The organism is Jannaschia maritima (assembly GCF_030973515.1).
GTDB lineage: Bacteria > Pseudomonadota > Alphaproteobacteria > Rhodobacterales > Rhodobacteraceae > Jannaschia > Jannaschia maritima.
Genome location: NZ_JARGZA010000009.1, coordinates 87,232 through 111,889 on the forward strand (window position 1 = coordinate 87,232; position 24,658 = coordinate 111,889).

The following is a 24,658-nucleotide window of genomic DNA, read 5'->3' on the forward strand; positions in this document are numbered from 1 at the left end:
GGACGGGTGCATGAAGATCATTATCGACACCGATCCCGGCCAGGACGACGCCGTCGCGATCCTGCTGGCGCTGGCCTCCCCCGAATTGAACGTCCTAGGCATCACCGCCGTCGCGGGCAACGTCCCCCTGGACCTGACGGCCAGGAACGCGCGCATCGTGTGCGAACTGGCTGGTCGCAAGGACGTTCCCGTATTCGCGGGATGCGAACGTCCGCTGACGCGGGACCTCGTGACCGCGGAGCACGTACACGGCAAGACTGGACTCGACGGGGTCGAACTTCGCGACCCCAAGATGCCGCTGGCGGACGGGCACGCGGTCGACTTCATCGTAGACACCCTTTGCCGGGAACCGCCCGGCTCGGTCACGCTGTGTCCCCTGGGCCCCCTGACCAACATCGCGACGGCCCTGCGACGCGCACCCGACATCACATCGCGTATCGCGCGCATCGTCCTGATGGGCGGCGCCTATTTCGAGGTGGGCAACATTACCCCCGCGGCCGAGTTCAACATCTATGTCGACCCGGAGGCAGCGAAGGCGGTTTTCGCTGCGGGCATTCCGTTGACGGTGGTGCCCCTCGATTGCACGCACAAGGCGCTGACCACCCGTGCCCGCAACGACGCCATCCGCGGACTGGGCAATCGCGTGGGCGACGTCGTGGCCGCGTGGACAGGTTTCTTCGAACGATTCGACAAGGAGAAGTACGGCTCCGAAGGCGCGCCGCTCCACGATCCACTGGTCATCGCGTGGCTGCTGCGTCCCGACTTGTTCACCGGACGGGAGATCAACGTGGAAATCGAAGCGGACAGCGATCTGACCCGCGGCATGACGGTCGCCGATTGGTGGGGCGTCACGGATCGTGAACCCAACGCCCTGTTCCTCGGCGACGTCGACGCGGACGGGTTCTTCGCCATGTTGACGGAACGCCTGGCCCGCCTGTGACCATCGGGTTCCAGTTCGACAACAACTATGCCCGGCTACCGGACCGGTTCCACACGAGGCTTATGCCGACGCCGGTCAGGGACCCAGCCTGGATCGCGCTGAACGAACGGCTCGCGCGCGATCTGGGGCTGGATCCGGATGCGATGCGGGCGTCGGCGGACGTCTTCGCGGGCAACGTCGTACCGGAAGGGGCCGAACCGCTCGCTCAGTTGTATGCGGGGCATCAGTTCGGCGGATGGTCCCCGCAGCTCGGCGACGGCCGTGCCATCCTGCTGGGCGAGCATATCCACGACGATCGCCGATGGGACGTGGTCCTGAAGGGGTCCGGACCCACCCCCTATTCCCGGATGGGGGACGGTCGCACCGCCATCGGTCCCGTCGTACGGGAATACCTGCTGTCGGAGGCGATGCATGCCCTGGGCGTTCCGACCACCCGGGCCCTTGCGGCGGTCACGACCGGCGAGCCGGTCCTGCGCGAAGCGGGCCCCCTGCCCGGTGCGGTCCTGACCCGGATCGCGTCGAGCCATGTCCGCGTGGGCACCTTCCAGGTCTTCGCGGCGCGGGGGGATGTGGCAGCCTTGCGGTTGTTGTTCGACCACGTCGTCGCCCGTCATGCACCCGACGCGCGAACGCCGCTCGACCTGCTCAGACACGTCATGAGCGTGCAGGCGGAACTCGTGTCCCGGTGGATGGCATTGGGCTTCGTCCACGGGGTGATGAACACCGACAACATGACGGTATCGGGCGAAACGATCGACTATGGCCCCTGCGCGTTCCTGGAAGATTATCACCCCGATACCGTCTTCAGCAGCATCGATCAGCTGGGACGATACGCCTGGAAGAACCAGCCCGATATCGCATTGTGGAACCTGGCGCAGTTCGCCACCGCGCTGTTGCCGTTGATGGGCGACAGGGACGTCGCGATCCGCGAGGCGACCGAAACGCTCGAAGGCTTCGCCGACCTCTATGCGCGGGAATGGCGTGCGCGCTTGAGTGCGAAGATCGGTCTCGACGACATGGACAAGGGTCACGAATTGCTCGCCATCATGGCGGAGGATCGACGCGATTTCACGAACACGTTCCGCATGCTTGCGACCGATCCCCATGCGCTCGGAGACACCGCGCGAATGGACGACTGGCTGGCGCGGTGGACGAAGCGGTGCCCCGACGTTGACGCCATGCGGAATGCCAATCCGGTGGTGATACCGCGGAACCACCGCGTGCAGCAGGCCATCGTTACCGCAGAAGGGGGCAATTATGCCGAGATGCACGCGCTTCATGCAGTCCTGTCCGATCCCTGGACCGAGACGGAGTACAATGCGTCTTACCGCGCGCCTGCCGCTCCCGGAGAGCGGGTGACGCGGACGTTCTGCGGCACCTGATCCTCGACCCGACGCGTGTGCGGGTGATGCGATACCGATCCCCCCTGGCCCTGCGGAACGTTTGCGGCTATCGAACCGTTCAACGTTGAACGACCCGGGGAGGATCGGACGAATGGCAGCCCGCAAGCCCGCCGCGAAGGCGGCAGCGATACCGAACGTCGCGAAGGACGATCTCCTGCAGTATTACCGCGACATGCTGCTGATCCGGCGGTTCGAGGAGAAGGCGGGCCAACTTTACGGCATGGGTCTCATCGGGGGATTCTGCCATCTCTATATCGGCCAGGAAGCGGTCGTCGTAGGATTGGAGGCCGCGGCCAGCAAGGGCGACAAGCGCGTCACCTCCTACCGCGATCACGGACATATGCTGGCATGCGGCATGGATCCGAAGGGCGTGATGGCCGAATTGACGGGTCGCGAGGGGGGCTATTCGAAGGGCAAGGGCGGCAGCATGCATATGTTCAGCCGCGAGAAGCACTTCTACGGCGGACATGGCATCGTCGCGGCACAGGTGCCCATCGGCGCAGGCCTTGCCTTCGCGGACAAGTACCTAGGCAACGACCGCGTGACCTTCACCTATTTCGGCGACGGCGCGGCGAACCAGGGCCAGGTCTACGAGACCTACAACATGGCCGAACTCTGGGACCTGCCCTGCGTCTTCGTGATCGAGAACAACCAGTACGCGATGGGCACCTCGACCAAGCGATCGACGAAGTCGCCGTCCTATTGGGAACGGGGCGCGGCCTATGGGATCGAGGGCGAGGAGGTCGACGGCATGGACGTCCTTGCCGTTAAGGATGCGGGTCAACGCGCCGTGGAGTACTGCCGGTCCGGAAAGGGCCCGTACATCCTGGAAGTGAAGACCTACCGCTACCGTGGCCATTCCATGTCCGACCCTGCCAAGTACCGGACCCGGGACGAGGTGCAGAAGATGCGGGAGGAACGCGACTGCATCGAGCATGTCCGCCAGTTGCTGTTGACGGGCGAGCACGCCTCCGAGGACGATCTGAAATCGATCGACAAGGAGATCAAGGAGATCGTCAACGAATCCGCCGAGTTCGCCAAGGAAAGCCCGGAACCCGACCTGTCCGAGCTGTGGACCGACATCTACGCCGATGAGCTGCCGCAGGGCGAGCCGGAGGAGGCGGCGTAATGGCGGATCTCACGATTTCGAAGCTCTATATGCTCATCAAGGAGCAGAAAGCTACAAACCCTCTGCTTCACAACCTTCAGCAACTCGCCTTTATGCAGCTTTCTGACGGCCAGAAGCGTGAGTTCGAGAAGCAACAGCTTGCGAACCTCCAATCCTCACGGGGAGTCCGCTGAGATGGCGACCGAAATCCTGATGCCCGCCCTATCCCCCACCATGGAGGAGGGCACGCTGGCCAAATGGCTGGTCAAGGAAGGCGACGAGGTCGCGAGCGGCGACATCCTGGCCGAGATCGAGACCGACAAGGCCACGATGGAGTTCGAGGCCGTGGATGAGGGAACGATCGGCAAGATCCTGGTCCCCGAGGGTTCCGAAGGGGTGAAGGTCAACACCGCCATCGCCGTCCTTCTGGACGAGGGCGAGAGCGTGGACGACGTGACCGATGCCGCCCCCGTCGACGATGCGAAGCCTGCCGCCGACGAGGCGCGCGGTGCCGCCCCCGAAAAGACCCCCGCCCGCGTCGCGGACGAGCATCCGACCCCGCAACCCGACTCCTCCCCCGACTGGCCGGAGGGCACCGAGATGGTGCAGCAGACGGTCCGCGAGGCCCTCCGCGATGCCATGGCGGAGGAGATGCGGCGCGACGACCACGTCTTCGTCATGGGCGAGGAGGTGGCGGAGTACAACGGCGCCTACAAGATCACGCAGGGCATGCTGGACGAGTTCGGGGACAAGCGGGTGATCGACACGCCGATCACGGAACACGGGTTCACCGGCATCGGCGTCGGTGCGGCCTTCGGCGGCCTGCGCCCCATCGTCGAGTTCATGACCTTCAACTTCGCGATGCAGGCGATCGATCAGATCATCAACTCGGCGGCCAAGACGCTCTACATGTCGGGCGGACAGATGGGCTGCCCGATCGTGTTCCGCGGGCCCAACGGCGCCGCCGCCCGCGTGGGCGCGCAGCACAGCCAGGACTACGCGGCGTGGTATGCGTCGGTGCCGGGATTGAAGGTGGTGCAGCCCTACTCGGCGTCTGACGCGAAGGGCCTGCTGAAGACTGCGATACGCGACCCCAACCCCGTGATCTTCCTCGAGAACGAGATCCTCTACGGGAAGACGTTCGACGTGCCCAAGCTGGACGACTTCACCGTTCCATTCGGCAAGGCCCGCATCTGGCGGGAAGGCGATGACGTCACAATCGTATCCTGGGGCATCGGGATGACCTATGCCATGGATGCCGCCGAGAAGTTGGCGGAGGAGGGCATATCCGCGGAGGTGATCGACCTGCGCACCCTGCGCCCCGTCGACTATGACGCCATCCTCGCCTCCGTCATGAAGACCAACCGGTGCGTCACCGTCGAGGAGGGGTTCCCCGTCGCGAGCTTCAGCGACCACCTCGCCAGCACGATCATGCAACGGGCCTTCGACTATCTAGATGCGCCTGTCGTCACCTGCACCGGCAAGGACGTGCCGATGCCTTATGCCGCGAACCTCGAGAAGCTGGCACTGACGTCTACGACCGAGGTGATCGAGGCCGTGAAGCAAGTGACCTATCGCTGAGGGGACGACGACATGGCGACGCAAATCCTGATGCCCGCGCTCTCCCCCACGATGGAGGAAGGGACGCTCGCGAAGTGGCTCGTGAAGGAGGGGGACACCGTGTCCTCCGGCGACCTGCTGGCCGAGATCGAGACCGACAAGGCGACGATGGAGTTCGAGGCGGTCGACGAAGGCACCGTCGGCAAGCTCCTTGTGGCGGAGGGTACCGAAGGGGTGAAGGTCAACTCTCCGATCGCGGTGCTGCTGGAGGAGGGTGAGGATGCCTCGGCGGCGGCCTCCACGTCCTCCGACGGGTCGTCCCACGCCGCCCCCGCCGAACCCACGCCCGGCACCGAGCCGCAAGGCGGCTACGGGCGGGAGCCGGGGGGCACGGATCATGCGCCGCGTGCCGAACTGCACTCGGAGCCGTCCGTCACCACATCGGGCGGCACGTCCGGCAGCACGTCAGGCGACGGCGACCGAATCTTCGCCACGCCGCTCGCCCGGCGCATCGCCAAGGATAAGGGAATCGACCTGGCGGAGATCAAGGGCACCGGCCCCCGTGGTCGCATCATCAAGGCCGACGTCGAAACGTTCCAACCTGATCAGGCAACGGCGACATGCACGCCCGATGACGGCAAGCCGGCCCCCGCTAGCGCCACCGAAGGACGCAAGCCCACCGCCCCAGCCGGCCTGTCCGCCGACGCCGTGTTGAAGATGTACGAAGGGCGGGAGTTCGAGGAGGTCAAGCTCGATGGAATGCGCAGGACCATCGCCGCGCGCCTGACGGAAGCAAAGCAGACGATCCCGCACTTCTATCTCCGCCGGGACATCCGTCTCGATGAGTTGTTGACGTTCCGCAGCGAGTTGAACGGCAAACTCGATGGTCGCGGCGTGAAGCTGTCGGTCAACGACTTCGTCATCAAGGCCGGTGCCCTGGCGCTTCAGGCGGTGCCCGACGCGAACGCCGTCTGGGCCGGCGACCGCATCCTGAAGCTAACGCCGTCCGACGTGGCCGTCGCGGTCGCGATCGAGGGCGGGCTGTTCACCCCCGTTCTGAAGGATGCGCACCTCAAGTCCTTGTCCGCCCTGTCGGCGGAAATGAAGGACTTGGCGGCCCGTGCCCGCGATCGCAAGCTCGCGCCGCACGAATATCAGGGCGGCAGCTTCGCGATCTCGAACCTGGGGATGTTCGGCATCGACAACTTCGATGCGGTCATCAATCCACCACACGGATCGATCCTCGCGGTCGGCGCCGGCGTCAGGAAGCCGATTGTAGACGCCGAAGGGCAGCTTGCGGCCGCGACCGTCATGTCCGTGACCCTTTCGGTCGATCACCGGGTCATCGACGGTGCGCTAGGTGCACAGTTCCTGCAAGCGTTCGCGGACAACTTGGAAAACCCGATCATGATGCTCGCGTGATGACCCGCATCCTCGTTCCGATCGTCCTGCTGACGCTAACGGCCTGCGATCCCGCAGAACCCCTTCCCGATGATCCGTCGGCCGCCATTCCGTCCGGTCCGCCGACCGGGGCCACCCGCTCCTACGAGTGCGACACCGGCGTGACCCTGACGGCCAGCCGTGACGCGGGCAGTGCCCAGTTGAGGTTGGAGACCGGCGAGGTGCTTCGCCTGCCCCGCATCCCGGAGGCCGCGCCGACCACCTATGCGAGCGATGGGTTCGTGTGGTTCGTTCAGGGCAACCGCGGCGTTCTGACCGATCGGGGCGGACAGAAGAACTGCCGTGTGCAGGCAGGTCCGTCCCCCGTCACCTTCGGAACCGACGACACGATCCCGCTGGGTCAGCCGATCGTCGTGTCCGGCGACCCCATCCCGATCAACTGATCCATCATGATCGACGGTTGCGCGCAACCGGCCTCGCCCACGACCCGTGCAGGCACGCCTGCGACCGTCTTCTTCGGCGCCACGTCCTGGAGCACGACCGAACCTGCCGCGATGCGCGAGCAATGACCGATATGGATGTTGCCAAGGACATGGGCACCAGCCCCGATCAGCACGCCGTTGCCGATCTTGGGATGCCGGTCGTCGTCCTCCTTGCCGGTCCCGCCCAACGTGACCGAATGCAGCATGGACACGTTGTCCCCCACGACAGCGGTCTCCCCGATGACGATGGAGTGGGCGTGATCGATCATGATACCACGTCCCATGCGCGCACCGGGGTGGACGTCGACGCCGAACGCCTCGGACACCCGCATCTGGACGTATCGGGCCAAGTCCTTGCGCCCGTCCCTCCATAACCAGTTGCCGATCCTGTATGCCTGGATGGCCTGGAACCCCTTGAAGTAGAGCAGGGGCTCCAGCAGCCGATGGCAGGCGGGATCACGCTCGAACACGGCGACCATATCGGCCCGGGCCGCCGCGCCCAGATCCGGTTCCAGAGCGTAGGCCGCATCCGCCAGTTCCCGGAGCGCCTGCTCGGACATACCGTCAGACGACAGCTTCGCCGCGAACCGGAAAGCCAACGCCTTCTCCAGCGTGTCATGGTGCAGGACGGCGGCGTGGATCAACCCGCCGAGCAGCGGCTCCACCCGCACCGCGTCCCGCGCCTCGTCACAGGTTCGTCCCCAGACGAAGTCGACGGGGTGAATGGTGGCGTCGGGTCGAGTCATCGCACGGGCTCCCAGACGGAGGGTCCGTCTGACCTAGGGCGTGGGACGGGCCCGCGCAACACGGTCCATGTTCCGTCACTTCACCGTGACCCAGCGCTCGGGCCCGTGCCGCCCATCCGCTCCGACCTGGGCGACCCCGAGCTGATAGGGTTCACCCAACCCCAGGGTCGCCCGCTCCCCCTGAGTCAGTTCGAACCGCGGAACCTGCGTACTCCCATCCAGCACGTCGATCCCTCCGGCTCGAACGGTAACGTGAAACGAACTCGGTCGCGGAGATATCGTGAACGGCCGCGCACCGATCGAACGCCCGAACCACTCGAACCGGTCGACCTGACCGACGCGCACATGGGACAGATGTGCGACCGTCATCTCCCGTCCTGCCACGTCGATGGGCCGCACGACATGATGGACGTCGCCTGCCGCTCCGGCGCCGCTCGGCCGGTATCGGATGAACCGATCCGTACCGATGTGTTCGGTTGGAACCGGTAACGGCACCACGCCGTCGTCTAGCATCACCACCATGCTGCCGACGGGATGTCCCCGCGCGATCTCGGCGCCGCCCGATCCCCGAGCACCCCGCAATCGTCCCGACAAGGCCCACCTTGCATCGCCGAGGGGCGTTGCGTCCGCGAACTGAACCACTTCCCATTCATCGGAGGTACCGGACCCAATGGCCAGGCGGTTGCGGCCATCCAACAAGGCGCGCCGTGTCACGGACTCCAACGTACCCGCCAGGTGCACGATCAAGGCCGCCCCCCTATCTAGAACGCCCGGCGCGGCTGCGACCAGCGGAGTTTCGGTCAGGCCGATCTGCGCCGGGCGGGTCAACCGCGATGCATTCCGATACCCGCCGTTCTCCGGCGAGGTCGCGACATCCACGACACCGGGCCATGGAGAGGCAACGGCGCCGACATGCAACTGCGCGATGCCGTCGCCACCGTCGGGCGATGGAAGGTCTAGGACGACGGCTTCCACCGGTCCTCGCGCCTGATGACCGCTCGAACGCTTTGCGGGGATGTTTGCATCCGACGCAGGGTGAACTGATTCCGCCAGTCGCCGCGCCACGACGTCGCGCGTCCCCGCCTCAATCGATCGCTCGACCTCCCACCTTCCAGATCGGCCATCGAGGCTCAGGACGGACCCGATGGTGATGTCCCGCCGCGACGGCGGCAGACTCAGTTCCAGTGTATCGCGCCCGGCCGACGCTACCCCGACCGCCCGCGTCGCGATGCGTGATGCCTGCCCCGGATATAGCATCAAGGGTAGGTCCATATCGCCTTCGAGGCCGTGTCCCCCTCCTCCCGACGCGACCGTGACCGCAAAGTCTCCGCCGGCTTCGACATGGTGCACCCGGACCCGGGCGAAACCGACGCCGAGTTCGTCACGCGACCGAACCAGTACCGGATCATCGCCGCGACGAGCGAGATCATCGATCTCGATCGGGGTGATCGATTCCGTGCCGCGTTCACTAAAGACCAGCACGCCGTCCCGCTCCGCTGCCACCACGTCGTACGCTGTAAGCAACGGCTGGAGGTCGGAGCGTGCCGATTGGACTTCGGAGACGGCATAGCCCGAGATCACGGTGTGCAGACCGGTCACGTCGAAATGCGTGATCCCGGCCTCTCGACAGAGCATCGCGACGAGGTCGGCAAGGGGGACATGCGTTGCACGCCCGTTCCACCAGTGGCCCGCGGCATATGCCCCCCCATCCGACCAGGCGTCCAGATCGCGCGGGAAGGCAGGCCAAGGTCGCGCGTCCCATGCCCACAGGCAGGATCGCCCGAGGTCGAGCATCGGGCCACCGTACAGGTCGGATATCGGGTTGACGGCATCCGTCGTCCAATGGCGCAGGAGGGCCCGAACATGTGCATGCTGCGCCGCATCGTCCCGTCGTCCATCCGAATGGTACGGAAGGCCCCCTTCGACCGAATGCGGGTCGGGGAACCGGTTCGGCTCATTCGATCCGAGGTGGACCGCACCGCATCCATATTCCGTGAAGCGGATCGGCTTCGACCGGGGCACCCACTCCGTCGGCTGGGACGACCTTCGACCTCCATGCCGTTCGTGATGTGGCAAGGACCACCACGACCGGATATCCTTATACCGGAACAGCCATGCTTCGTCGTGGATGCCGTCCGTGATCGGCGTTCGACGTCGGCCATCGCGGTCCTCCCGGGAAGCATAGTACCAGTCGAACCCTTCCCCGCCTTCGACATGGGACTCAAGGTCGCCGGCACCGTCGCCCGGGCGCCGGTCGGACAGGGGCATGTAGTTGTCGATCCCGACGAAATCGACGTTCGGATCCCCCCATAGCGGATCGAGATGGAACAGCACGTCTCCGGACCTGTCCTGTGGGTGATAACCGAAATACTCCGACCAATCCGCTGCATAGCCGATCGCCGCCTCCGGGAGCATGACCCGCACCTCTGCCGCCAGGGCGCGCAACGCGTCCACCGCGGGAAAGCCCCCGGCTTCGTCGCGCACCTGCGTAAGCCCCCGCATCTCGGAACCGATGCAGAACGAGTCGACCCCGCCCGCGACCATGCACAGGGCGGCCTGATGCAGGACGAAGCGGCGATAGCCCCAATCGCTTGGATCGCCGCGGAAAACGACGTTGTCTCCCTGCTGTACGAAATCGGCGGCGTCGGCGTGACCGAAGAATGTCGCCACCTCGGCGGCGGCTTGGGCGGTTCCGTCGACACCTCCACCCGTGCCGGGGCCCCGTGATGCGGTGATGCGCCCTCTCCATGGCAGGTCACCCTGCACACCGTTGCCCCAGGGATCAGGAAGTCCATCGACCATGAGTTGATCCATGAGGACGAAAGGATAGTACGTCACCCGTTGACCGCCCGCATGCACGGCACGGATCGCGTCCAGGACGGACCGGTCGCTCGGCGTCCCCCCGAACATGGGACGCCCGTCTCTCCGGCGCACGACACGGGCCGAAGCGCGATCCAGCCCGCCGGCGGACCAAGCGTACGGAACCGTCTCCACGCCGCGGTGCTCGACCTTTGGGCGGATCGTGCAGTCGGCGCATCGCAGATCGTCCCCGAACCAGCACACTGTCAGTGAAACCGTTTCCACCTTCGGAAGCTCGGTGCGCAACTGCGTCAGCGACGCGGCTAGATCGGGCACTTCCGCCGGACTGTGGACGTTTGCCGATCGGGTCATTCCAGGCCCGTCGCGATAATCGACACGATCGGTCGCCAACGCGAACTCTCCACTGCCGGGGATCAAGGCCACCCCCCGTACGAGGTCGGGAACGCCGGGCGCCCCGTCCGACGAGGGTGGGCGCCGCATCACCTCCACGCTGAACTGGGGGATCCGGTTCCCATAAGGCCCGAGGTCGAGGTCCTCGATGACGATATAGGCGAGCCCGCGGAACGCCGGCGCATTCGCCGGACCCAAGGCTGCCTCCAATGCGGAATCGGGCAGTTGCTCTTCGGAGCCCGTGTGCAACCTAAGATGCATCGCACCATCCGCCACCACGCGTCCATCCGCCCAGACACGCCCGATGCCAGTCACCTCGCCCTGGCATAGGCCCAATGCCAGGCTGATCGAATATGCGTGCGCCTCCACGGCGGCGCGTCCTTTCCCCCCACCGTGCCGCGTCGCGGTCTCGACGACGTTCGATGCCCACAGCACCTGCGCGGACACTCGCATCCGCCCCCAGACGCGCGGGATCGGCGCGCCTTCGTTGGCCCCGGTCAGGTAGATGCGCTCCAGCCGCCCCTGGGACACCGTTCGCGATCCACCGCCCAACACGGCTTGATCGACGGCACGTCCGACCGTAGCGCCCACGGCGCGCCCCAGGATCGCACCGCTCAGGCCCAACGCGGACCCTCCGATGGACCCCCCTATGGCGGCACCCATCGCGCCCAGAACCAAAGTCGCCATGCTATCGACCCTCCATGGGGAACAGGAATCTGGCGACGATGCGGCCGTGCCAGGGATCGGACAGGGTGGATTCGGTGACACCCCGTCCGGAATAGGAATGCAGGAAGGTCCAACCGTCACCCGACCGGCATAGAACCCCGAGGTGACCCCCGCCGGTGGCACCGCGGAGGTCGAAGACGAGGTTTTGCCCCTCGTGCAGGACGTGATCGGCGGGGACCATGCGCATGTGATCGCGAAGGCCGTGGATCAGGACATCCGTGGACACGGGTGCGTCGGTCGGTTGACGGGGATAGGACGGTTCGGGGCCGACCATGGTTCGCCAGACCCCGCGCACGAGGCCCAGGCAGTCGCATCCGCCTCCACGTCGCGACGCACCGGCAACGTACGGCGTCCCGATCCACGATCGTGCCTCGGCGACCACCGCATTCATCCTGCTGTAACCGGCAGTGCGGCGGTCAGCCAGTCGGCGCCCGGAATGTGCGGACATCCTCGAAAGTTCAATCGGTTGTCGAACTTGTCCCGACATGTCGTCAACGTCTTGTCACATCCCACTTCCAGCGTGAGCTTGTCCCCGATGCTTGGCGTCACTGCACCATTCCAGCGGATGCCCACGCGGCGGACTGATCCTTCGAGAAGATCTCCTTCGACCTGTCCCCGCAGGCCGGTCGCCGGCCCGTCGAGGCCGATCGCGACCCCGTGCCCGAACCAACCGGCGGGCTTTCTGAAGCTCGTATCGTCCAATTGGACGTCCACCGTTCCCACACCGATATCCAGGATCCGTCCGGTCGCCCGGCGTCCGGTCGCGGTCAGGTCTACCCGACACCGGGCATCCCCCAGGATCGCATCGCAGTCGGCCTGGTAGATGCGCCCGCGCATCGTGTTGAGCTTGGACGATTGACCCAGCAGCTCCGCTCGGAACGTGCCGTCCTCCTCTACGACCTCGCCCAGGGTGCCACGGAACGTCCGCTCGAACGCGCCGTCGGACCAATCGACGATGAACCCTTCGACCGACGCACCATCCCATCGCCCTGCGGACAGGTCCTCCTCGGACAGGGTGTCATCCCTCAATGCGCCCGTGATGGCGCCCGTATCGACCCCGAGGCCCGTTCCGGCTTCGAAAGCTCCCCCGGACGCCCCAGCCGTCGGACGGCACGCCACGCCGTTCACGATCAGTTCACCGTCGTGATCGGTCGACCCGAGGACGACGCCGTCCTCGCGTCGAAGTATCCAGGCCCGGCAGATCGTCGAGGCTGAAGCCGCCATCCGCGTGCCGAGGACGCTCATGCGCGAACCTCCAGCACCGGGATCTCCGGCAGGATGCCGGCGGCGAAGCCCGCTGCCGTCACCGGCAGCGCGTCGGTGTCGAACCGGACCGGAACGTCGAAGGCGAAGCCAGCACTGACGACCGTGCCGGACGGGGGTGGGGCGCCGAACGTTACCGTGCCGGAACCATGGTCGACCTCGAACCCGGCAGCTACGGGCTCCCCGTTCACGGCTACCACGACGCTTCCTACGACCGGCTTTCCGATAGGACGAACATACCCGTGGTCGCCTCCGCCATATGTCTTGCTCAGAAGGAACGCGGTCCGCGCTCCATCGCCGTGTCCCAGGACCTGGTCTGTCGCTGCGATGGTCCCCGACGGGGAGCAAGACTGGAAGTCGGACCAGTCCTTCCAACGGAATGCGCGCAGCCGACCTCTGCGTGCTTCGAAGAACGCCACGACTTCGGCGACGTCGTCCAGCGATCGAATGCCGGTGCCGGCATCGAAGCGCCGCCGGGAGTGCGCCCAGGGCGTGTTGCGTTCCTCGCGTCCGTTGGCAAGGGTCACGATCTCGGTCATCCGCTCGGGACCGCCCGTGGCGCCGAACGAAATCCGCGCCGGAAAGCGCACGTCATCGAATGCCATCGCATCCTCCCTCTCACTGATTGCGCTGACCACGGGCGATGGCCCGACCGAGGGCCCCGGCGATCTGCGTCCGGGTCCGCTGGAACCCCGCGACGTCCGGCGTGGCGACGTTCATGGTGACGTTGACGCCACCGCCGAAGGGCGAGGCCGCCGCCAGGGCGTCGCCGATTGGCGATATCGCTGCGTGGTGGGATCGCTGCGACACCGATCGCGCTGCTCCCCGGGCCGCGTCCCCGACCGCTGCACCGTCGAACAGCACAACGTCGAAGGCCCGCCGCAAGCTCGACTGCACGGACCGACCCAGTCGTTCCGACTGGCGCCCCGCCCGGGTCATTCCGGCCTCCAGGGAGGCCAGTTCGGCCGCGAACCGCGTCGCGACCGCACCGGAGCCGCCAAGCGCGTCCTCCAGTTCCAGCAACGCGTCGTCCAAGTCATCAGATCGCATGATCGTCCTCCGTTTCGTCGGGGAAGCGGGCCATCAGCTGCCGCAACCCTTCCGTGCGCATGGGCGCGCCCCCGGCACCGTCGCCCAGAAGGAACAGCAGTTCCGCCGGGGTCAGATCCCAGAACACCCGCGGTTCCAGCTTCAGGTCGCGCAGGCCTGCGCGCATCAGGTCCGGCCAAGGCAGGATCATCGTGCAGCCCCGTCAGGCAGCCGGAACCCCGTCTCCACCATACGGGCCACGGCCGCGATCAGGGCCGCGGGTCCACCCGCTATGTCCGCATCCAGCAGCATGCCTGCATCGACCGCCCACCCGCCGCCACGCAGGCCTGCTACGGCCAACGCGACCAGTTCGCGCGCCCCCAATCGATTGCCGTCGAGTATCGCCAGCAGGGCGTCGACGTCATCCACGTCGAGCGACCGTTCCAGTTCGGCGAGGGCCCGCAAGGTCAATCGCATCCGCCGTGCCTTCCCGTCGATTGTCAGCTCGACCTCGCCTTCCCATGGGTTCGCCATCAGAGCGCCGCGAAGTCCAACGCCCCGGCGGAAGCGAGTGCGAGTTCATAGGTCGCCTCTCCATCGTGATTGCCGGACAATTCGAGGGACGTGATCTGGAACGGGCCGGAGACGATCCCGAAATGCGGGATCACGACGCGGATCGTCGCTACGCGACCGTCCCAGAACAGTTGACGGGCACGGGCGTCCGAGGCCTCGTCGCGGAATATGCCCGACCCGCGGATCGCGGCGGACTTGGGCGCGGCGTTCGGCATCAGTTCGCGCCATCCGCCCGCGCTGTCCATGTGCGTGACGTCCACCGTGCCCGCGTCGAACGCGATCCGCGTGGCCCGCAAGCCTCCCAAGGTCTCGAATGTCCCGTCGCCGTCCAGGTCGATCTTCAGCAGAAGGTCCCTGCCCCGTTGCGCGCCCATGGCGTGCCTCCCGTACTATCTCAGAGTTCGATGCGCGCGCGGAACGTCATGTCCACGCGTCGTGTCCGTGCTGTTCGGTCGCGCGACGCCCGCGCGTCCAGGAAGTCGAGCGCGACCAGCCGCCCCGTCGCCAACGGCAGGGACGCATCGTGCAGGATGGCGCTGATCCGCGCAGCAGCCGCCTTGGCCGCACGGAAGCCGGCGCGTGTCGTCACGACTCCGATCGTCGCCCGATGCACGGCTCCGGCACCCGTCGCATCGGAGGCACCAGCGACCCGCTCCGGCCCCAGCACGACGTAGAGGTCCGCCGCCCCATCGGGATCGGCGTCGTGGATCGCCGTCCCGACCAGCTCGCGCAGTGCGCTGTCCACCGAGAGGGCATCGAACAGGGCCTTCTGCAGTGCAGCCCCCGCCTCATAGGACATCTCCGCCCTCCCGTTCGCTGACCTCGTGGGCGAAGCAACCCAGATACCGACCGCGATGGTCGATCGCGTGGACCGCCTCGACCTCGAACAGGCGTCCGCCGTCGCGCAGGCGGTCCCCCTGCCGGGGACGGCTGGGATGGTCGTCCGGAACGCCGTGGATCACGATGCGCACCTTCAACCGCGGGTCCGCACCCAGTTCCGTCACGCGCAGCGAACCCGATCGCGCCTGCACGTCGCCCCACAGGGCGCCGACCTCGACCCAGGTCCGGGACAGCCCGCCCGCACCGTCCCCGACGTGATCGGGCACCAGCCGCACCAGGCGTCGCGTCAGGGTACGCCTCATGCGAAGGCCCTTCCGCCCAGGCCGACCGGGCGCCACGGCCCCAACAGACGTGCGACGGTTCCGCTGCGAAGCGGATCCTCCCCTAACTCCAGCGCCTCCGCGACGGCGAGGACGGCCTCCCGCAGCAAGGCAGGCAGATCCGCCCATTCGCCGTATCCGGCTCGCACCGTCACGCTCAGGGCGGCGCCGTCGAAGGGGGCGGACGGCAGGCCCAGCGACCAACGGCCATCCGCGATGTGCACGGCCACGTCCTCCCCTGCGACGGGGATCCCGTCCACCGATACGGATTGCACAGCCTCGACCGGTCCCGCGGGCAGCGGCACGCCGGACCCGGTCCGGTGCGGACCCGCCATCTCGACCGTCCGCGCCAACAGCGCCAGACCGCAGCGCAGCTCCACGAAGGACAAGGCGGCCCGCAATCGTTCGGCCAGGCGCGTCGGGCGTCCCGTCTCCGCGTCCCACCCTTCGGGCAAGCGCATCGCACGGGCCAGATCGGCAACGGGCAGGCGCGCATCGGGCACCGTTTCGTCACGCAGGATCGTCAAGGACATGGCGTCCCCCTTCGTGGATGGATGTCGGATTGATGGGGCCGGACCGCCGCCCATGCGGATCGAGCTGGAAGCCGCCCGGCCCCTGACCCGCCCCCTCGTGGGGGCGGGATGGCGCGCGTGCCGGTCAGTCGACCGAGAAGCGCAGGACCTTGATCGCCGCGAAGTCGGTCACGTTCCCGCCCACGCGCTTGGTCGCATAGAACAGGACGTGCGGCTTCGCGCTGAACGGATCACGCAGGACCCGCAGGTCGGGACGCTCCGCGATGGTGTAGCCGGACGCGAAGTCGCCGAACGCGATGGCGGACTCGCCCGAGCCGATGTCCGGCATGTCCTCGGACACCAGGACCGGATAGCCCATCAATTGCGCGGGCTGCGCCGATGCGAGGCTGTCCGACCAAAGGAACCGGCCGTCCGCATCCTTCATCTTGCGCACCGCACCCGCCGTCTTGGAGTTCATCACGAAGGTGGCGTTCGTCCGGTAGCGAGCCTCGAGCGCATAGACCAAGTCGACGATCGCGTCCGTGGCCGAGGACTGGGCGAAGTCCCCATCGGCGCCGGATGCGACGTATCCCAGGCTCCCCCAGCTCCACGTATCGTTCGGAACGGCCGCATAGGTCAGGAAGCCACGAGGCTTGTCCTGGCCGTCGCCGGACACGAAGGCGGTCGCCTCGGCGCGGGCGAACTTGTCCGCGATCCGCTTGGCCAGCCAACCCTCGACGTCGAACGCCGCGTCGTCCAGCAAGCGCTGGCTCGCCTTCGGCAGGGCGGACAACTCGTGCAGCGGGATGCTGATGCGATCCAGGACGGGCGTCCCGGTCTCGGTGCGGGCTGCCGTCTCGGCGGCCCAACCCGCGTCGAGATCGGCATGGTCGACCAGAACGTCGTAGGAGGTCGCCTCGACGGTCACGACCGACGCGACGGTCCGCAGGGATGCCGACGCCTTCAGGACGCTTGCGACCGTGGCCGCCGTCTCGGGATCGACGAGATAGCCGCCCTCACCCGCCACGGCGGTGTTCAGCGCCTTGCCCTCCAGGGGCAGCGCGCGCAGCGGCTCGTCGTCGCCCCGGCGCAGATAGGCGTCCAGCGCCTTGCCATGGGGGGCTTCCTGTGCCGCGACCTCCAGGGGGGGGCGGGCGTGCTTGAGGCCGTGGGTCATTCGCGTCTCCTGTCGTTCCATGCGTTCCTCGATGGTCCGGCGGAACCCGGCCATGTCACTGACGAGTCCCGTCAGCGCCTCGGCGACGTCGCCGGTGCGGTCTTCGCTCATGTCTGTCTCCTCGGGGTGGTGGCGGCGCTCAGCCATGCGCCAGGTCGCGGCGCGCGGCTTGCAGCAGACGCACCAAGGTTCGGTCGGATTGGGACTTCGCGCCGACCCGCGCGCTGGACAGCATGGGAAAGGTCACCAGCGACACCTCCCAAAGGTCCAACTCCTTCAGCACGCGATGCCCGGCCTCGTTCCGGACTGCGCGCTTGACCGTGTATCCGATGCTCAGGCCATCCAGCGCGCCGGCACGGACCAGTGCTGCGGCTTCCCGGCCCTGCGCCACGTCGGGCAGCAGGCGACCGCGGACGAACAGGCCCTTCGCATCTTCGCGCACCTCGTCCCAGACGCCGATGACGCAGGACGGGTCGTGCTGCCACAGCATCCGCACCCGGCCACCTTCGGTGGCGATGCGCGCGAGGCCGTCGCAATAGGCGCCGGGCGCGACGATGTCGCCGCCGCTGTCGACCACCCCGAAGAGGGACGCATAGCCGCTGACCAAGGCATCCCCCTCCAGCCGGAGCGGTACGTCGCATTCCGCCGCGAACTTCGTTTCCAGACCCATGGTGGGCCTCCTTTCAGGGTGTTGCGTCACAGGGACGTCAGGTACTTGACCCCTTGGGCCAGGACGGTGCCGACGACTCCCATCATCGCCAGCCACAGGCGCTTCTCCAGGCGCTCCAAGGCGACCTCGATGGCGTTCAGCCGGAATTCGAGACCTTCCCAACGCTCGGCGAGGACGCGCTCGTTGGCGTCGATCCGAGCATTGGCCGCGTCGAACGGGTCGTACAGGAACCGCGATCCACTGGCGGCATTGGCGCGGGACCCGCTCATGCGCTCGGCGCGGGCGGCAGACCCAGCAGGCTGCGCCGTTCCGCCTCCGTCAGGAAGGTGGCGTCGGACACGCGGCCCCATTCCGCGTCCCGCTCCGATTGCAGGGCCGGTACCCGGTCGCGGTCGACGTCCAGCCGGACCGTCTCGCCCCCCACCACCGAAAGCCATGCCGCCAGCCTTTCGCAGACCCGGCCCGCCATCGGGAGGACCGTCAGGCGATAGAACGCGCGGTTCGCCTCCGCGTAGTTCGCATAGGTCGCCTCCCCGGGGATCCCCAGCATCATCGGCGGGATCCCGAAGGCGGTCGCGATCTCGCGCGCGGCGGCCTCCTTGGTCGCGCGGAACTCCATGTCGGACGGGGACAGGCCCATCGGCTTCCATTCGAGCCCTCCATCCAGCAGCATCGGGCGGCCCGCATTCGCAGCACCCTGGTGTTCAGCGGCCAATGCCTCGCTCAGGCGGTCGAACTGCGCCGGCGTCAGCGGTTCGTTGGATTCGTTCACGATCGCGCCCGATGGCCGGGCGGCGTTGTCCAGAAGCGCCTTCGACCAACGGCTCGCGGCGTTGTGGACGTCGATGGCGGCCGCGGCCGCGGCGAGCGGGCTCAGACCGTAGTGATCGTCCAACGGATGGAAGCAGCGCAGGTGGCAGATGGGCGATACGGCCCCCACCTCGAACCGGTGCGTGCGGCCTCCGGCGGCATACTCGAACGCCACGGGCCAGCCATCGGTGCCCGGCACGACGCTCATGCGGTCGGACCGCAACACATGCAGTTCCGCAGGCCACCCCGCCTCCAGGCCGACCGCTTCCACGTAAGCGTTGCCTGACAGCAAAAGCTGCCCGTACAGCCCCTCGAACCAGTCCGCGCCGCCCTGCACGCAGTTCGGGTTCGACAGGCGCCGCAACACCGGATGATCGGCATAGCGGCCCTCCGCGCCGGATACCGTCAGCGGCAGGGCCGCCGCGGCTTCCGCGATCAGCTTCACGGCACGGAACCCGACGGGGTTGTTCAGGAACCCCATGCGCGTCAGCGTGCCCGCGTCACGAGCAGACCAGACGCTGCGCCCGGCCACGCCCCACGTGGTGACGCGTCCCGCTGCGCTGGCCTTCGTCGCGTCCGGCGCATCGGCCTTGCGGAGGAAATTGAACATCGTGCCGTCCTTCCTGTGTCGGAAAAGAAAAGGGGCCCCGCGGGACCCCTTTCTCACAATCGCCGGATGACCGGTTCGCCGCGCCGCCCCGGCTCCAGCAGGGCAGCCCAAAGGGCCCAGACCAACGCATCGCATCGATCGGGCGAGCCGGAACCGCCATAGCCGGACGATGCCATCGCGCACATCTGATCTTCCAAGGGCACCAGTCCCGCGACATGGCGGACCCGGCCCCGTTCGTACAACGCAGCCACCGGCTCGGCCCGCGCGGACTTGCCTCGCCGTGCCGTCACCTTGCGATAGCTCACGGAGGGCGCGGCCTGGCGCAGCACCGCCTCGATCATGTCGCCGCCCTGATTGCCCTCGGCTACGACGCGATCGGCGCCATGTCGATCGTAGGCATCCGCCACGGCGGCGGCCCATTGCGACGGGGTCGCGCCTGATACGCTCGCATCCTCCAGCACCCAGGCGGTCCAGTCGGACGGTGGTCCATCCTGCACCACGCCCACCACGACGATGCCGGTCTCGTCCGAACCACTCTGCGACGTCACGGCTGGATCCACGCCGACGACCACCCGGTCGAACCGTGCGGGCGGCGTGCCGCGCAGGGCGTCCAGACCTGCGGCTGTCCAGAACGCGCCCGGAACCTCGTCCACCAGAACGCCGTCCAACTCCTGCCGACCCAGTCGCGTCCCACCGAACCGGCGACGCACGGCGCTCAGGAAGCCGGGTGCCAGATTGGCGCGGTTGGCTTCCGTGGGGGCCTGCGTCGTCACGGTATCGTCCTGCGCCAGCAAGGTCCTCAGGACCTCGACGTTCCGTGGTGTCGTCGTCACCACCGCGCGGGGATCGTCCCCCAGGCGCAGGCAGAACTGCAGCATGTCCCAGGCGTCATGGGCCCGGCGCCACTTCGCGAGCTCGTCGACCCAGGCCGCGTCGAACTGCGGCCCGCGCATGGCCTCCGGATCGCTGGCGGAGCAGACCACCGCGACCGCACCGTTTGGCCACACCAGCTTGCGCTGCGTGCTGATCCAGTCGGGCCTGCGGTCCGGCGGGGTGCACGCCAGCAGCCCGCTGTCGCCCTCGATCATGACGTCGCGCACCTGGTCGTAGGTCTCGCCGACGAGCGCCACGCGGCGGGCACGGCCCGCGTCCAGCGGACGGGGACCTTCGACCTGCGCACGGACCCATTCGGCCCCGGCGCGGGTCTTGCCCGCGCCACGACCGCCCAGCACGACCCAGGTGCGCCAGTCTCCCGCTGGGGGCTGCTGATGCGGCAGCCCCCACACGTCGAACAGCCACGGCAGGGACGCCAGGGCGTTGTCGCTCAGCTCATCCAGCCATGCCGTCAGTCGATCCGGCGGCATGGATGCGAGCGAGGCGATCGGCGACCTCGCGCCGGGCGGCATCGAGATCGAGTCCGCCTCCACCATCGCGCTTGAGTCGTGCATCCTTGGCCTTCCCTTCCACATCGGTCACCACCCGGAGGGCGGCGCCCAGTTCGCGTTGCAGACGGGGGAGGTCTTCGTCCCCCCCGACGACGTGGCGTTCCGCCATCTGCCGTGTCGCGCGCTCGACGACTCGCCGAACCGAAGCCATGGCGGTCAACGCGGCGCGCGCTTGTCCCTCGATGTCCGCGAGCAGGTCGTCGCGGTCGTCCGAAAAGTCCTGATCCGTCATTCTAAAACTCCGTGCTACAAGCGTTGCACGGGCAGCCAACGGTCGAGCGGTCCCGGACCCTGCGGCCCCGTTCCGTCCTCCCATGTCTTCCAGCTTGGGTATGGTGTCCGTGGGAGCGTCCGCGCCGGTCAACGTCCTTTTCGGACGAGATCCGTAAAATGCCGTCGGGAATGTTTGGAAACGGTTAACCCCGCCGCGGCGAAGTCACCGCCTTCATCCGGTCCATCACCCGACGACCGCACGGGTGGCCCCCGGCCGGGGCCGTCAACCGTCGTCGGTCGCGCGCTCCGCCTCGATCGCGCGCCAGCGCGCGACGTTGGCGTTGTGCTCCGCGAGCGTTTCCGCGAAGGCATGTCCGCCCGTTCCATCCGCGACGAAGAAAACGAAGTCGCTGCTGTCCGGATCCACCGCCGCCGCCAGCGACTCCGCGCTGGGATTCGCGATGGGCGTCGGCGGCAATCCGTCGATCTGGTACGTGTTCCAGGGCGTTCGCGTGTCCAGCTCGCTGCGCCGCAGGCCACGGCCCAACGCCCCCCGGCCTTCGGTCACGCCATAGATCACCGTTGGGTCCGTTTGCAGACGCATGCCCGTGTTCAGACGATTCACGAACACGCTGGCGACCAGGCCCCGCTCCTCCGGAACGCTGGTCTCCTTCTCGATGATCGACGCCAGGATCAGCGCCTCCTCCGGCGTATCGATCGGCAGGCCGGGGGCGCGGTTCGCCCACGCATCCGCCAACCGCCGCTCCTGGATGGAGGTCATCCGCGCCAGCAACGCATCGCGGGCGGATCCTCGATCCACCTGATAGGTGTCGGGTGCCAGGGTCCCCTCCGCCGGAACCTCGACCTCGCCCGTCAGGAAGTCGGCACCCTTCAGACCCTCGACCACCTCCCACGACGTCAGCCCGGGGGCGATGGCCACGCGCCAGGTGATCGGGACGTCTCGGTCCAGCAGCGCCGTGAACGCCGCCGGCACGGGATCGCCCGGCGCATAGGTCGCGACCTCGACCGCCTGCGTCTCGCCCGGGCGCCGTTCGCGCACGCGGATCTCCGGCCCGATGCTGCGCACCAGATAGGTCACGGTGAACGGGACCACGCTGGGGCCACCCGACGTGATGATGTCCAGCACCTCGGGCATCGTGGCGCCCGCCGGGATCTCATAGGTCCCGAACTTCAGGTCGTCCGCCCGCTCCGTATACTGCGCGCCCAGACGGAAGACCGTCCCCGATGCGATGACGCCGGCCGCCTGCAAGGCCTCGCTGACGTCGTGCAGGGACGCACCCGGCGGCACCTCGAAGAACGCGGCCTCCGCCAGCGGCCCCGGTTCGTCCCAACGCGACTTGCCGATCTGCACGACGACGGCCACCGCCAGGACCGCGACCACGGCCAAGGTCAGGAAGTTCGCTGTGATATGCTTCCACATCGGACGGATACGCCTCGAAGTTAGACCACGTGCCGCAGCACCAGCGACGCATTCGTGCCACCGAAGCCGAACGAGTTCGACACCGCCACGTCGATTCGCCGCCGCTGCGCGGCGTTCGGCGCAAGGTGGATCGCGCTCGCCGCCGCCTCCGGCGCGGGATCGTGCAGATTCAGCGTCGGGGGGGCGACGCCGTCGCGCAGGGCGAGGATGCAGAAGATCGCCTCGACGGACCCGGCCGCCCCCAGCAGGTGGCCGATCGCGGACTTGGTGGACGACATGGTCACGTCCTTCCCATGGTCCCCGACGATCCGCTCGACGGCGCACAGTTCGATCGTGTCGGCCATCGTCGACGTTCCGTGCGCGTTGACATAGTCGATGTCGTCGCCCGACAGGCCCGCCCGCTTCAGCGCCGCACGCATCGCGCGTTCCGCGCCCTCGTGATCGGGCGGCGGCGCGGTGATGTGATGCGCATCGCCCGACAGCCCATAGCCCGCGACCTCCGCCAGCATCGTGGCACCCCGCGCCTTCGCATGCTCGTACGCCTCCAGCACGACCACGCCGGCCCCCTCGCCCATGACGAAGCCGTCCCGGTCCGCCGCCCAGGGCCGCGACGCGGCTGTCGGGTCGCCGGCATGCCGGGTGGACAGGGCCTTGCAGGCGTTGAACCCCGCGATGCCGATCTCGCTGATCGGGCTCTCGGCCCCGCCCGCGACCATGACGTCGGCATCGTCGAGCGCGATCAGCCGTGCCGCGTCCCCGATCGCATGCGCGCCCGTCGAACATGCCGTGACGACCGAATGGTTCGGCCCTTTGAAGCCGTATCGGATGCTGACCTGACCCGACGCAAGGTTGATCAGGGCGGACGGGATGAAGAACGGCGACACCCGCCGGGGGCCGCGTTCCTTCAGCAGGATCGCGGTGTCGGCGATGGACGACAGCCCCCCGATGCCCGATCCGATCATGACGCCCGTGCGCAGCTTGCCAGCCTCGTCGGGCTGCCAGCCCGAATCCGCGATCGCCTGATCGGCCGCGCACATCGCATAGAGAATGAAGTCGTCGACCTTGCGCGCTTCCTTGGGCTCCATCCAATCGTCGGGGTTGAACGTCCCGTCCGATCCATCGCCGCGCGGAATCTCGCAGGCATAGGTCGTGGCCAGGTGGGACGCGTCGAACCGCGTGATCGGACCGGCGCCGGATGCCCCCGCGATCAGGCGGTCCCACGTCGTCTGCACCCCGCAGCCCAACGGCGTGACCATTCCCAATCCCGTGACGACGACGCGGCGCATGATCGGCTATCCCCAGGCGGTTCCCTACGGCGCCGCTGATACGGGCCGCACGGCGGGGGGGCAAGCGGGCGCGCGGGGAACGGGGGGCGTCAACGCCCCTGGAACGTCGCGGCGCGCTTCTCCAGGAACGCGAGCACGCCTTCCTGGAAGTCCCGGGTGCGCCCCACCTCGCCTTGCAGCTTCGCCTCGAAGGTCAGCTGCTCGTCCAACGTATGGTCGAAGCTGCCTCGGATGGCGCGCTTCACGTTGCGGTATGCCGCCGTCGGTCCGTTGGCCAGATGCGCCGCACGCTCCGCCCAGTGGGCCGGGAAGTCGGCATCGGGCACGGCCTCCCAGATCATGCCCCAGTCGGCGGCCTGCCGGGCCGGGACCGGTTCCGCGAACAGGGCCGCCCCCATCGCGCGGGCCGCGCCCACCTGCCGGGGCAGCCAGTACGTCCCGCCCGCATCCGGGATCAGCCCGATCCGGGTGAAGGCCTGCAGGAAGACCGCGCTCTCCGCCGCGATCACCACATCCGCGGCCAGGGCCAGGTTCGCGCCCGCACCCGCGGCGGGACCGTTCACGGCGGCGATGGTGGGGATGGCGCTGTCGAAGATGGCGCGCAGCATCGGCTCGTATTCGTCGCGCAGCACGCGCTCCATGTTCATGGAGGCGAGGTTCGCGCGATCCCCGAGGTCCTGGCCGGAACAGAACGCGCGACCCTCGCCGGTCATCACCAGCACGCGGGCCCTGTCCTGGACGTCGCCCATGGCATGAAGGATCTCGGCCCGCATCTGGGTGTTCAGGGCGTTCATCAGGTCGGGACGGTTCAGCGTCAGGACGGCCACGCCGTCGCGGACGCCCAGGCGGATGGTCTCGTACTGCATGGCGGCCCCCGATGGTTCGGGGTGGAC

The 24,658-nt window shown here is 67.7% G+C and carries 28 protein-coding genes; 7 read left to right on the plus strand and 21 right to left on the minus strand.

From position 1 onward, the window contains the following. Window positions 1-10 precede the first annotated feature (10 nt). From P0084_RS10395 to P0084_RS10425, 7 genes are all read left to right on the plus strand, one after another. Window positions 11-940, plus strand: coding sequence for a nucleoside hydrolase (locus P0084_RS10395; protein WP_308916778.1), 930 nt, complete (start codon window positions 11-13; stop codon window positions 938-940). Continuing rightward, window positions 937-2,322, plus strand: coding sequence for a protein adenylyltransferase SelO (locus P0084_RS10400; RefSeq protein ID WP_308916779.1), 1,386 nt, complete (start codon window positions 937-939; stop codon window positions 2,320-2,322). The genes P0084_RS10395 and P0084_RS10400 overlap by 4 nt, the downstream gene beginning before the upstream one ends. Window positions 2,323-2,434: 112 nt before the next feature. Next, window positions 2,435-3,472, plus strand: a complete 1,038-nt coding sequence (gene pdhA / locus P0084_RS10405; RefSeq protein ID WP_308916780.1) for a pyruvate dehydrogenase (acetyl-transferring) E1 component subunit alpha — start codon at window positions 2,435-2,437, stop codon at window positions 3,470-3,472. Continuing rightward, window positions 3,472-3,645, plus strand: coding sequence for a hypothetical protein (locus tag P0084_RS10410; RefSeq protein ID WP_308916781.1), 174 nt, complete (start codon window positions 3,472-3,474; stop codon window positions 3,643-3,645). The genes pdhA and P0084_RS10410 overlap by 1 nt, the downstream gene beginning before the upstream one ends. Window position 3,646: 1 nt before the next feature. Further along, the gene (locus P0084_RS10415) at window positions 3,647-5,032 is read left to right on the plus strand and encodes a pyruvate dehydrogenase complex E1 component subunit beta (protein ID WP_308916782.1); all 1,386 of its coding nucleotides are present in this window, start codon (window positions 3,647-3,649) and stop codon (window positions 5,030-5,032) included. A gap of 12 nt (window positions 5,033-5,044) precedes the next feature. After that, complete coding sequence (locus P0084_RS10420; RefSeq protein WP_308916783.1) at window positions 5,045-6,433, plus strand: pyruvate dehydrogenase complex dihydrolipoamide acetyltransferase; 1,389 nt, start codon at window positions 5,045-5,047, stop codon at window positions 6,431-6,433. After that, window positions 6,433-6,855 (plus strand): MliC family protein, encoded by a 423-nt coding sequence (locus tag P0084_RS10425; protein ID WP_308916784.1) that lies wholly within the window; start codon window positions 6,433-6,435, stop codon window positions 6,853-6,855. The genes P0084_RS10420 and P0084_RS10425 overlap by 1 nt, the downstream gene beginning before the upstream one ends. Here P0084_RS10425 and cysE read toward each other — a convergent pair. The 21 genes from cysE to P0084_RS10535 all read right to left on the minus strand — a co-directional run bounded on the left by cysE (window position 6,813) and on the right by P0084_RS10535 (window position 24,631). After that, window positions 6,813-7,640: a serine O-acetyltransferase gene (gene cysE / locus P0084_RS10430; RefSeq protein ID WP_308916785.1), complete on the minus strand. Its 828-nt coding sequence runs from the start codon at window positions 7,638-7,640 to the stop codon at window positions 6,813-6,815. The genes P0084_RS10425 and cysE overlap by 43 nt on opposite strands. A 75-nt stretch (window positions 7,641-7,715) precedes the next feature. Then, complete coding sequence (locus P0084_RS18580; protein WP_459554090.1) at window positions 7,716-11,537, minus strand: baseplate multidomain protein megatron; 3,822 nt, start codon at window positions 11,535-11,537, stop codon at window positions 7,716-7,718. A gap of 1 nt (window position 11,538) precedes the next feature. Further along, window positions 11,539-12,063 (minus strand): C40 family peptidase, encoded by a 525-nt coding sequence (locus P0084_RS10445; protein WP_308916786.1) that lies wholly within the window; start codon window positions 12,061-12,063, stop codon window positions 11,539-11,541. After that, window positions 11,964-12,821, minus strand: a complete 858-nt coding sequence (locus tag P0084_RS10450; RefSeq protein ID WP_308916787.1) for a DUF2163 domain-containing protein — start codon at window positions 12,819-12,821, stop codon at window positions 11,964-11,966. Before P0084_RS10450 ends, P0084_RS10445 begins: the two co-directional genes overlap by 100 nt. Beyond that, window positions 12,818-13,444: a DUF2460 domain-containing protein gene (locus P0084_RS10455; RefSeq protein ID WP_308916788.1), complete on the minus strand. Its 627-nt coding sequence runs from the start codon at window positions 13,442-13,444 to the stop codon at window positions 12,818-12,820. The genes P0084_RS10450 and P0084_RS10455 overlap by 4 nt, the downstream gene beginning before the upstream one ends. 13 nt (window positions 13,445-13,457) lie before the next feature. Continuing rightward, entirely contained in the window at window positions 13,458-13,889 is a 432-nt protein-coding gene (locus P0084_RS10460; RefSeq protein WP_308916789.1) for a hypothetical protein, read from the minus strand. Continuing rightward, a complete protein-coding gene (locus P0084_RS10465; RefSeq protein WP_308916790.1) occupies window positions 13,879-14,079 on the minus strand; it encodes a rcc01693 family protein in 201 nt (66 codons plus the stop codon). The genes P0084_RS10460 and P0084_RS10465 overlap by 11 nt, the downstream gene beginning before the upstream one ends. Continuing rightward, window positions 14,076-14,402, minus strand: a complete 327-nt coding sequence (locus P0084_RS10470; protein ID WP_308916791.1) for a GTA-gp10 family protein — start codon at window positions 14,400-14,402, stop codon at window positions 14,076-14,078. Before P0084_RS10470 ends, P0084_RS10465 begins: the two co-directional genes overlap by 4 nt. Further along, window positions 14,402-14,815 carry a phage major tail protein, TP901-1 family gene (locus P0084_RS10475; RefSeq protein WP_308916792.1) on the minus strand — a complete coding sequence of 138 codons (414 nt, stop codon included), beginning with the start codon at window positions 14,813-14,815 and terminating at the stop codon, window positions 14,402-14,404. The genes P0084_RS10470 and P0084_RS10475 overlap by 1 nt, the downstream gene beginning before the upstream one ends. A 20-nt stretch (window positions 14,816-14,835) precedes the next feature. Beyond that, on the minus strand, window positions 14,836-15,240 hold the full coding sequence (locus P0084_RS10480; protein WP_308916793.1) for a DUF3168 domain-containing protein: 405 nt from the start codon (window positions 15,238-15,240) through the stop codon (window positions 14,836-14,838). Continuing rightward, window positions 15,230-15,583 carry a head-tail adaptor protein gene (locus P0084_RS10485; RefSeq protein WP_308916794.1) on the minus strand — a complete coding sequence of 118 codons (354 nt, stop codon included), beginning with the start codon at window positions 15,581-15,583 and terminating at the stop codon, window positions 15,230-15,232. Before P0084_RS10485 ends, P0084_RS10480 begins: the two co-directional genes overlap by 11 nt. Next, complete coding sequence (locus P0084_RS10490) at window positions 15,580-16,134, minus strand: head-tail connector protein (RefSeq protein WP_308916795.1); 555 nt, start codon at window positions 16,132-16,134, stop codon at window positions 15,580-15,582. Before P0084_RS10490 ends, P0084_RS10485 begins: the two co-directional genes overlap by 4 nt. Before the next feature lie 124 nt (window positions 16,135-16,258). After that, the gene (locus P0084_RS10495; protein WP_308916796.1) at window positions 16,259-17,401 is read right to left on the minus strand and encodes a phage major capsid protein; all 1,143 of its coding nucleotides are present in this window, start codon (window positions 17,399-17,401) and stop codon (window positions 16,259-16,261) included. A 28-nt stretch (window positions 17,402-17,429) separates the two neighbouring features. Beyond that, on the minus strand, window positions 17,430-17,960 hold the full coding sequence (locus tag P0084_RS10500; RefSeq protein ID WP_308916797.1) for an HK97 family phage prohead protease: 531 nt from the start codon (window positions 17,958-17,960) through the stop codon (window positions 17,430-17,432). Window positions 17,961-17,986: 26 nt separating this feature from the next. Beyond that, complete coding sequence (locus P0084_RS10505; RefSeq protein ID WP_308916798.1) at window positions 17,987-18,229, minus strand: GTA head formation protein, RCAP_rcc01685 family; 243 nt, start codon at window positions 18,227-18,229, stop codon at window positions 17,987-17,989. Further along, a complete protein-coding gene (locus P0084_RS10510; protein ID WP_308916799.1) occupies window positions 18,226-19,380 on the minus strand; it encodes a phage portal protein in 1,155 nt (384 codons plus the stop codon). Before P0084_RS10510 ends, P0084_RS10505 begins: the two co-directional genes overlap by 4 nt. Window positions 19,381-19,433: 53 nt before the next feature. Beyond that, window positions 19,434-20,744 (minus strand): DNA-packaging protein, encoded by a 1,311-nt coding sequence (locus P0084_RS10515; protein ID WP_308916800.1) that lies wholly within the window; start codon window positions 20,742-20,744, stop codon window positions 19,434-19,436. Next, window positions 20,710-21,057 (minus strand): hypothetical protein, encoded by a 348-nt coding sequence (locus tag P0084_RS10520; RefSeq protein ID WP_308916801.1) that lies wholly within the window; start codon window positions 21,055-21,057, stop codon window positions 20,710-20,712. The genes P0084_RS10515 and P0084_RS10520 overlap by 35 nt, the downstream gene beginning before the upstream one ends. A 264-nt stretch (window positions 21,058-21,321) precedes the next feature. Then, window positions 21,322-22,479 (minus strand): endolytic transglycosylase MltG, encoded by a 1,158-nt coding sequence (gene mltG / locus P0084_RS10525; RefSeq protein ID WP_308916802.1) that lies wholly within the window; start codon window positions 22,477-22,479, stop codon window positions 21,322-21,324. 20 nt (window positions 22,480-22,499) lie between these two features. Continuing rightward, a complete protein-coding gene (gene fabF, locus P0084_RS10530) occupies window positions 22,500-23,765 on the minus strand; it encodes a beta-ketoacyl-ACP synthase II (RefSeq protein ID WP_308916803.1) in 1,266 nt (421 codons plus the stop codon). A gap of 89 nt (window positions 23,766-23,854) precedes the next feature. Further along, window positions 23,855-24,631, minus strand: a complete 777-nt coding sequence (locus P0084_RS10535) for an enoyl-CoA hydratase-related protein (RefSeq protein WP_308916804.1) — start codon at window positions 24,629-24,631, stop codon at window positions 23,855-23,857. Window positions 24,632-24,658: the final 27 nt, after the last annotated feature.

Bases quoted from the DNA above. Each gene is read 5' to 3' on its own strand.
- P0084_RS10395 (WP_308916778.1), top strand. From the start codon at position 11: ATGAAGATCATTATCGACACCGATCCCGGCCAGGACGACGCCGTCGCG.
- pdhA (WP_308916780.1), top strand. From the start codon at position 2,435: ATGGCAGCCCGCAAGCCCGCCGCGAAGGCGGCAGCGATACCGAACGTC.
- P0084_RS10410 (WP_308916781.1), top strand. From the start codon at position 3,472: ATGGCGGATCTCACGATTTCGAAGCTCTATATGCTCATCAAGGAGCAG.
- P0084_RS10415 (WP_308916782.1), top strand. From the start codon at position 3,647: ATGGCGACCGAAATCCTGATGCCCGCCCTATCCCCCACCATGGAGGAG.
- P0084_RS10420 (WP_308916783.1), top strand. From the start codon at position 5,045: ATGGCGACGCAAATCCTGATGCCCGCGCTCTCCCCCACGATGGAGGAA.
- P0084_RS10425 (WP_308916784.1), top strand. From the start codon at position 6,433: ATGACCCGCATCCTCGTTCCGATCGTCCTGCTGACGCTAACGGCCTGC.
- cysE (WP_308916785.1), bottom strand. From the start codon at position 7,640: ATGACTCGACCCGACGCCACCATTCACCCCGTCGACTTCGTCTGGGGA.
- P0084_RS18580 (WP_459554090.1), bottom strand. From the start codon at position 11,537: ATGGCGACTTTGGTTCTGGGCGCGATGGGTGCCGCCATAGGGGGGTCC.
- P0084_RS10445 (WP_308916786.1), bottom strand. From the start codon at position 12,063: ATGTCGGGACAAGTTCGACAACCGATTGAACTTTCGAGGATGTCCGCA.
- P0084_RS10450 (WP_308916787.1), bottom strand. From the start codon at position 12,821: ATGAGCGTCCTCGGCACGCGGATGGCGGCTTCAGCCTCGACGATCTGC.
- P0084_RS10455 (WP_308916788.1), bottom strand. From the start codon at position 13,444: ATGGCATTCGATGACGTGCGCTTTCCGGCGCGGATTTCGTTCGGCGCC.
- P0084_RS10460 (WP_308916789.1), bottom strand. From the start codon at position 13,889: ATGCGATCTGATGACTTGGACGACGCGTTGCTGGAACTGGAGGACGCG.
- P0084_RS10465 (WP_308916790.1), bottom strand. From the start codon at position 14,079: ATGATCCTGCCTTGGCCGGACCTGATGCGCGCAGGCCTGCGCGACCTG.
- P0084_RS10470 (WP_308916791.1), bottom strand. From the start codon at position 14,402: ATGGCGAACCCATGGGAAGGCGAGGTCGAGCTGACAATCGACGGGAAG.
- P0084_RS10475 (WP_308916792.1), bottom strand. From the start codon at position 14,815: ATGGGCGCGCAACGGGGCAGGGACCTTCTGCTGAAGATCGACCTGGAC.
- P0084_RS10480 (WP_308916793.1), bottom strand. From the start codon at position 15,240: ATGTCCTATGAGGCGGGGGCTGCACTGCAGAAGGCCCTGTTCGATGCC.
- P0084_RS10485 (WP_308916794.1), bottom strand. From the start codon at position 15,583: ATGAGGCGTACCCTGACGCGACGCCTGGTGCGGCTGGTGCCCGATCAC.
- P0084_RS10490 (WP_308916795.1), bottom strand. From the start codon at position 16,134: ATGTCCTTGACGATCCTGCGTGACGAAACGGTGCCCGATGCGCGCCTG.
- P0084_RS10495 (WP_308916796.1), bottom strand. From the start codon at position 17,401: ATGAGCGAAGACCGCACCGGCGACGTCGCCGAGGCGCTGACGGGACTC.
- P0084_RS10500 (WP_308916797.1), bottom strand. From the start codon at position 17,960: ATGGGTCTGGAAACGAAGTTCGCGGCGGAATGCGACGTACCGCTCCGG.
- P0084_RS10505 (WP_308916798.1), bottom strand. From the start codon at position 18,229: ATGAGCGGGTCCCGCGCCAATGCCGCCAGTGGATCGCGGTTCCTGTAC.
- P0084_RS10510 (WP_308916799.1), bottom strand. From the start codon at position 19,380: ATGTTCAATTTCCTCCGCAAGGCCGATGCGCCGGACGCGACGAAGGCC.
- P0084_RS10515 (WP_308916800.1), bottom strand. From the start codon at position 20,744: ATGCCGCCGGATCGACTGACGGCATGGCTGGATGAGCTGAGCGACAAC.
- P0084_RS10520 (WP_308916801.1), bottom strand. From the start codon at position 21,057: ATGACGGATCAGGACTTTTCGGACGACCGCGACGACCTGCTCGCGGAC.
- mltG (WP_308916802.1), bottom strand. From the start codon at position 22,479: ATGTGGAAGCATATCACAGCGAACTTCCTGACCTTGGCCGTGGTCGCG.
- fabF (WP_308916803.1), bottom strand. From the start codon at position 23,765: ATGCGCCGCGTCGTCGTCACGGGATTGGGAATGGTCACGCCGTTGGGC.
- P0084_RS10535 (WP_308916804.1), bottom strand. From the start codon at position 24,631: ATGCAGTACGAGACCATCCGCCTGGGCGTCCGCGACGGCGTGGCCGTC.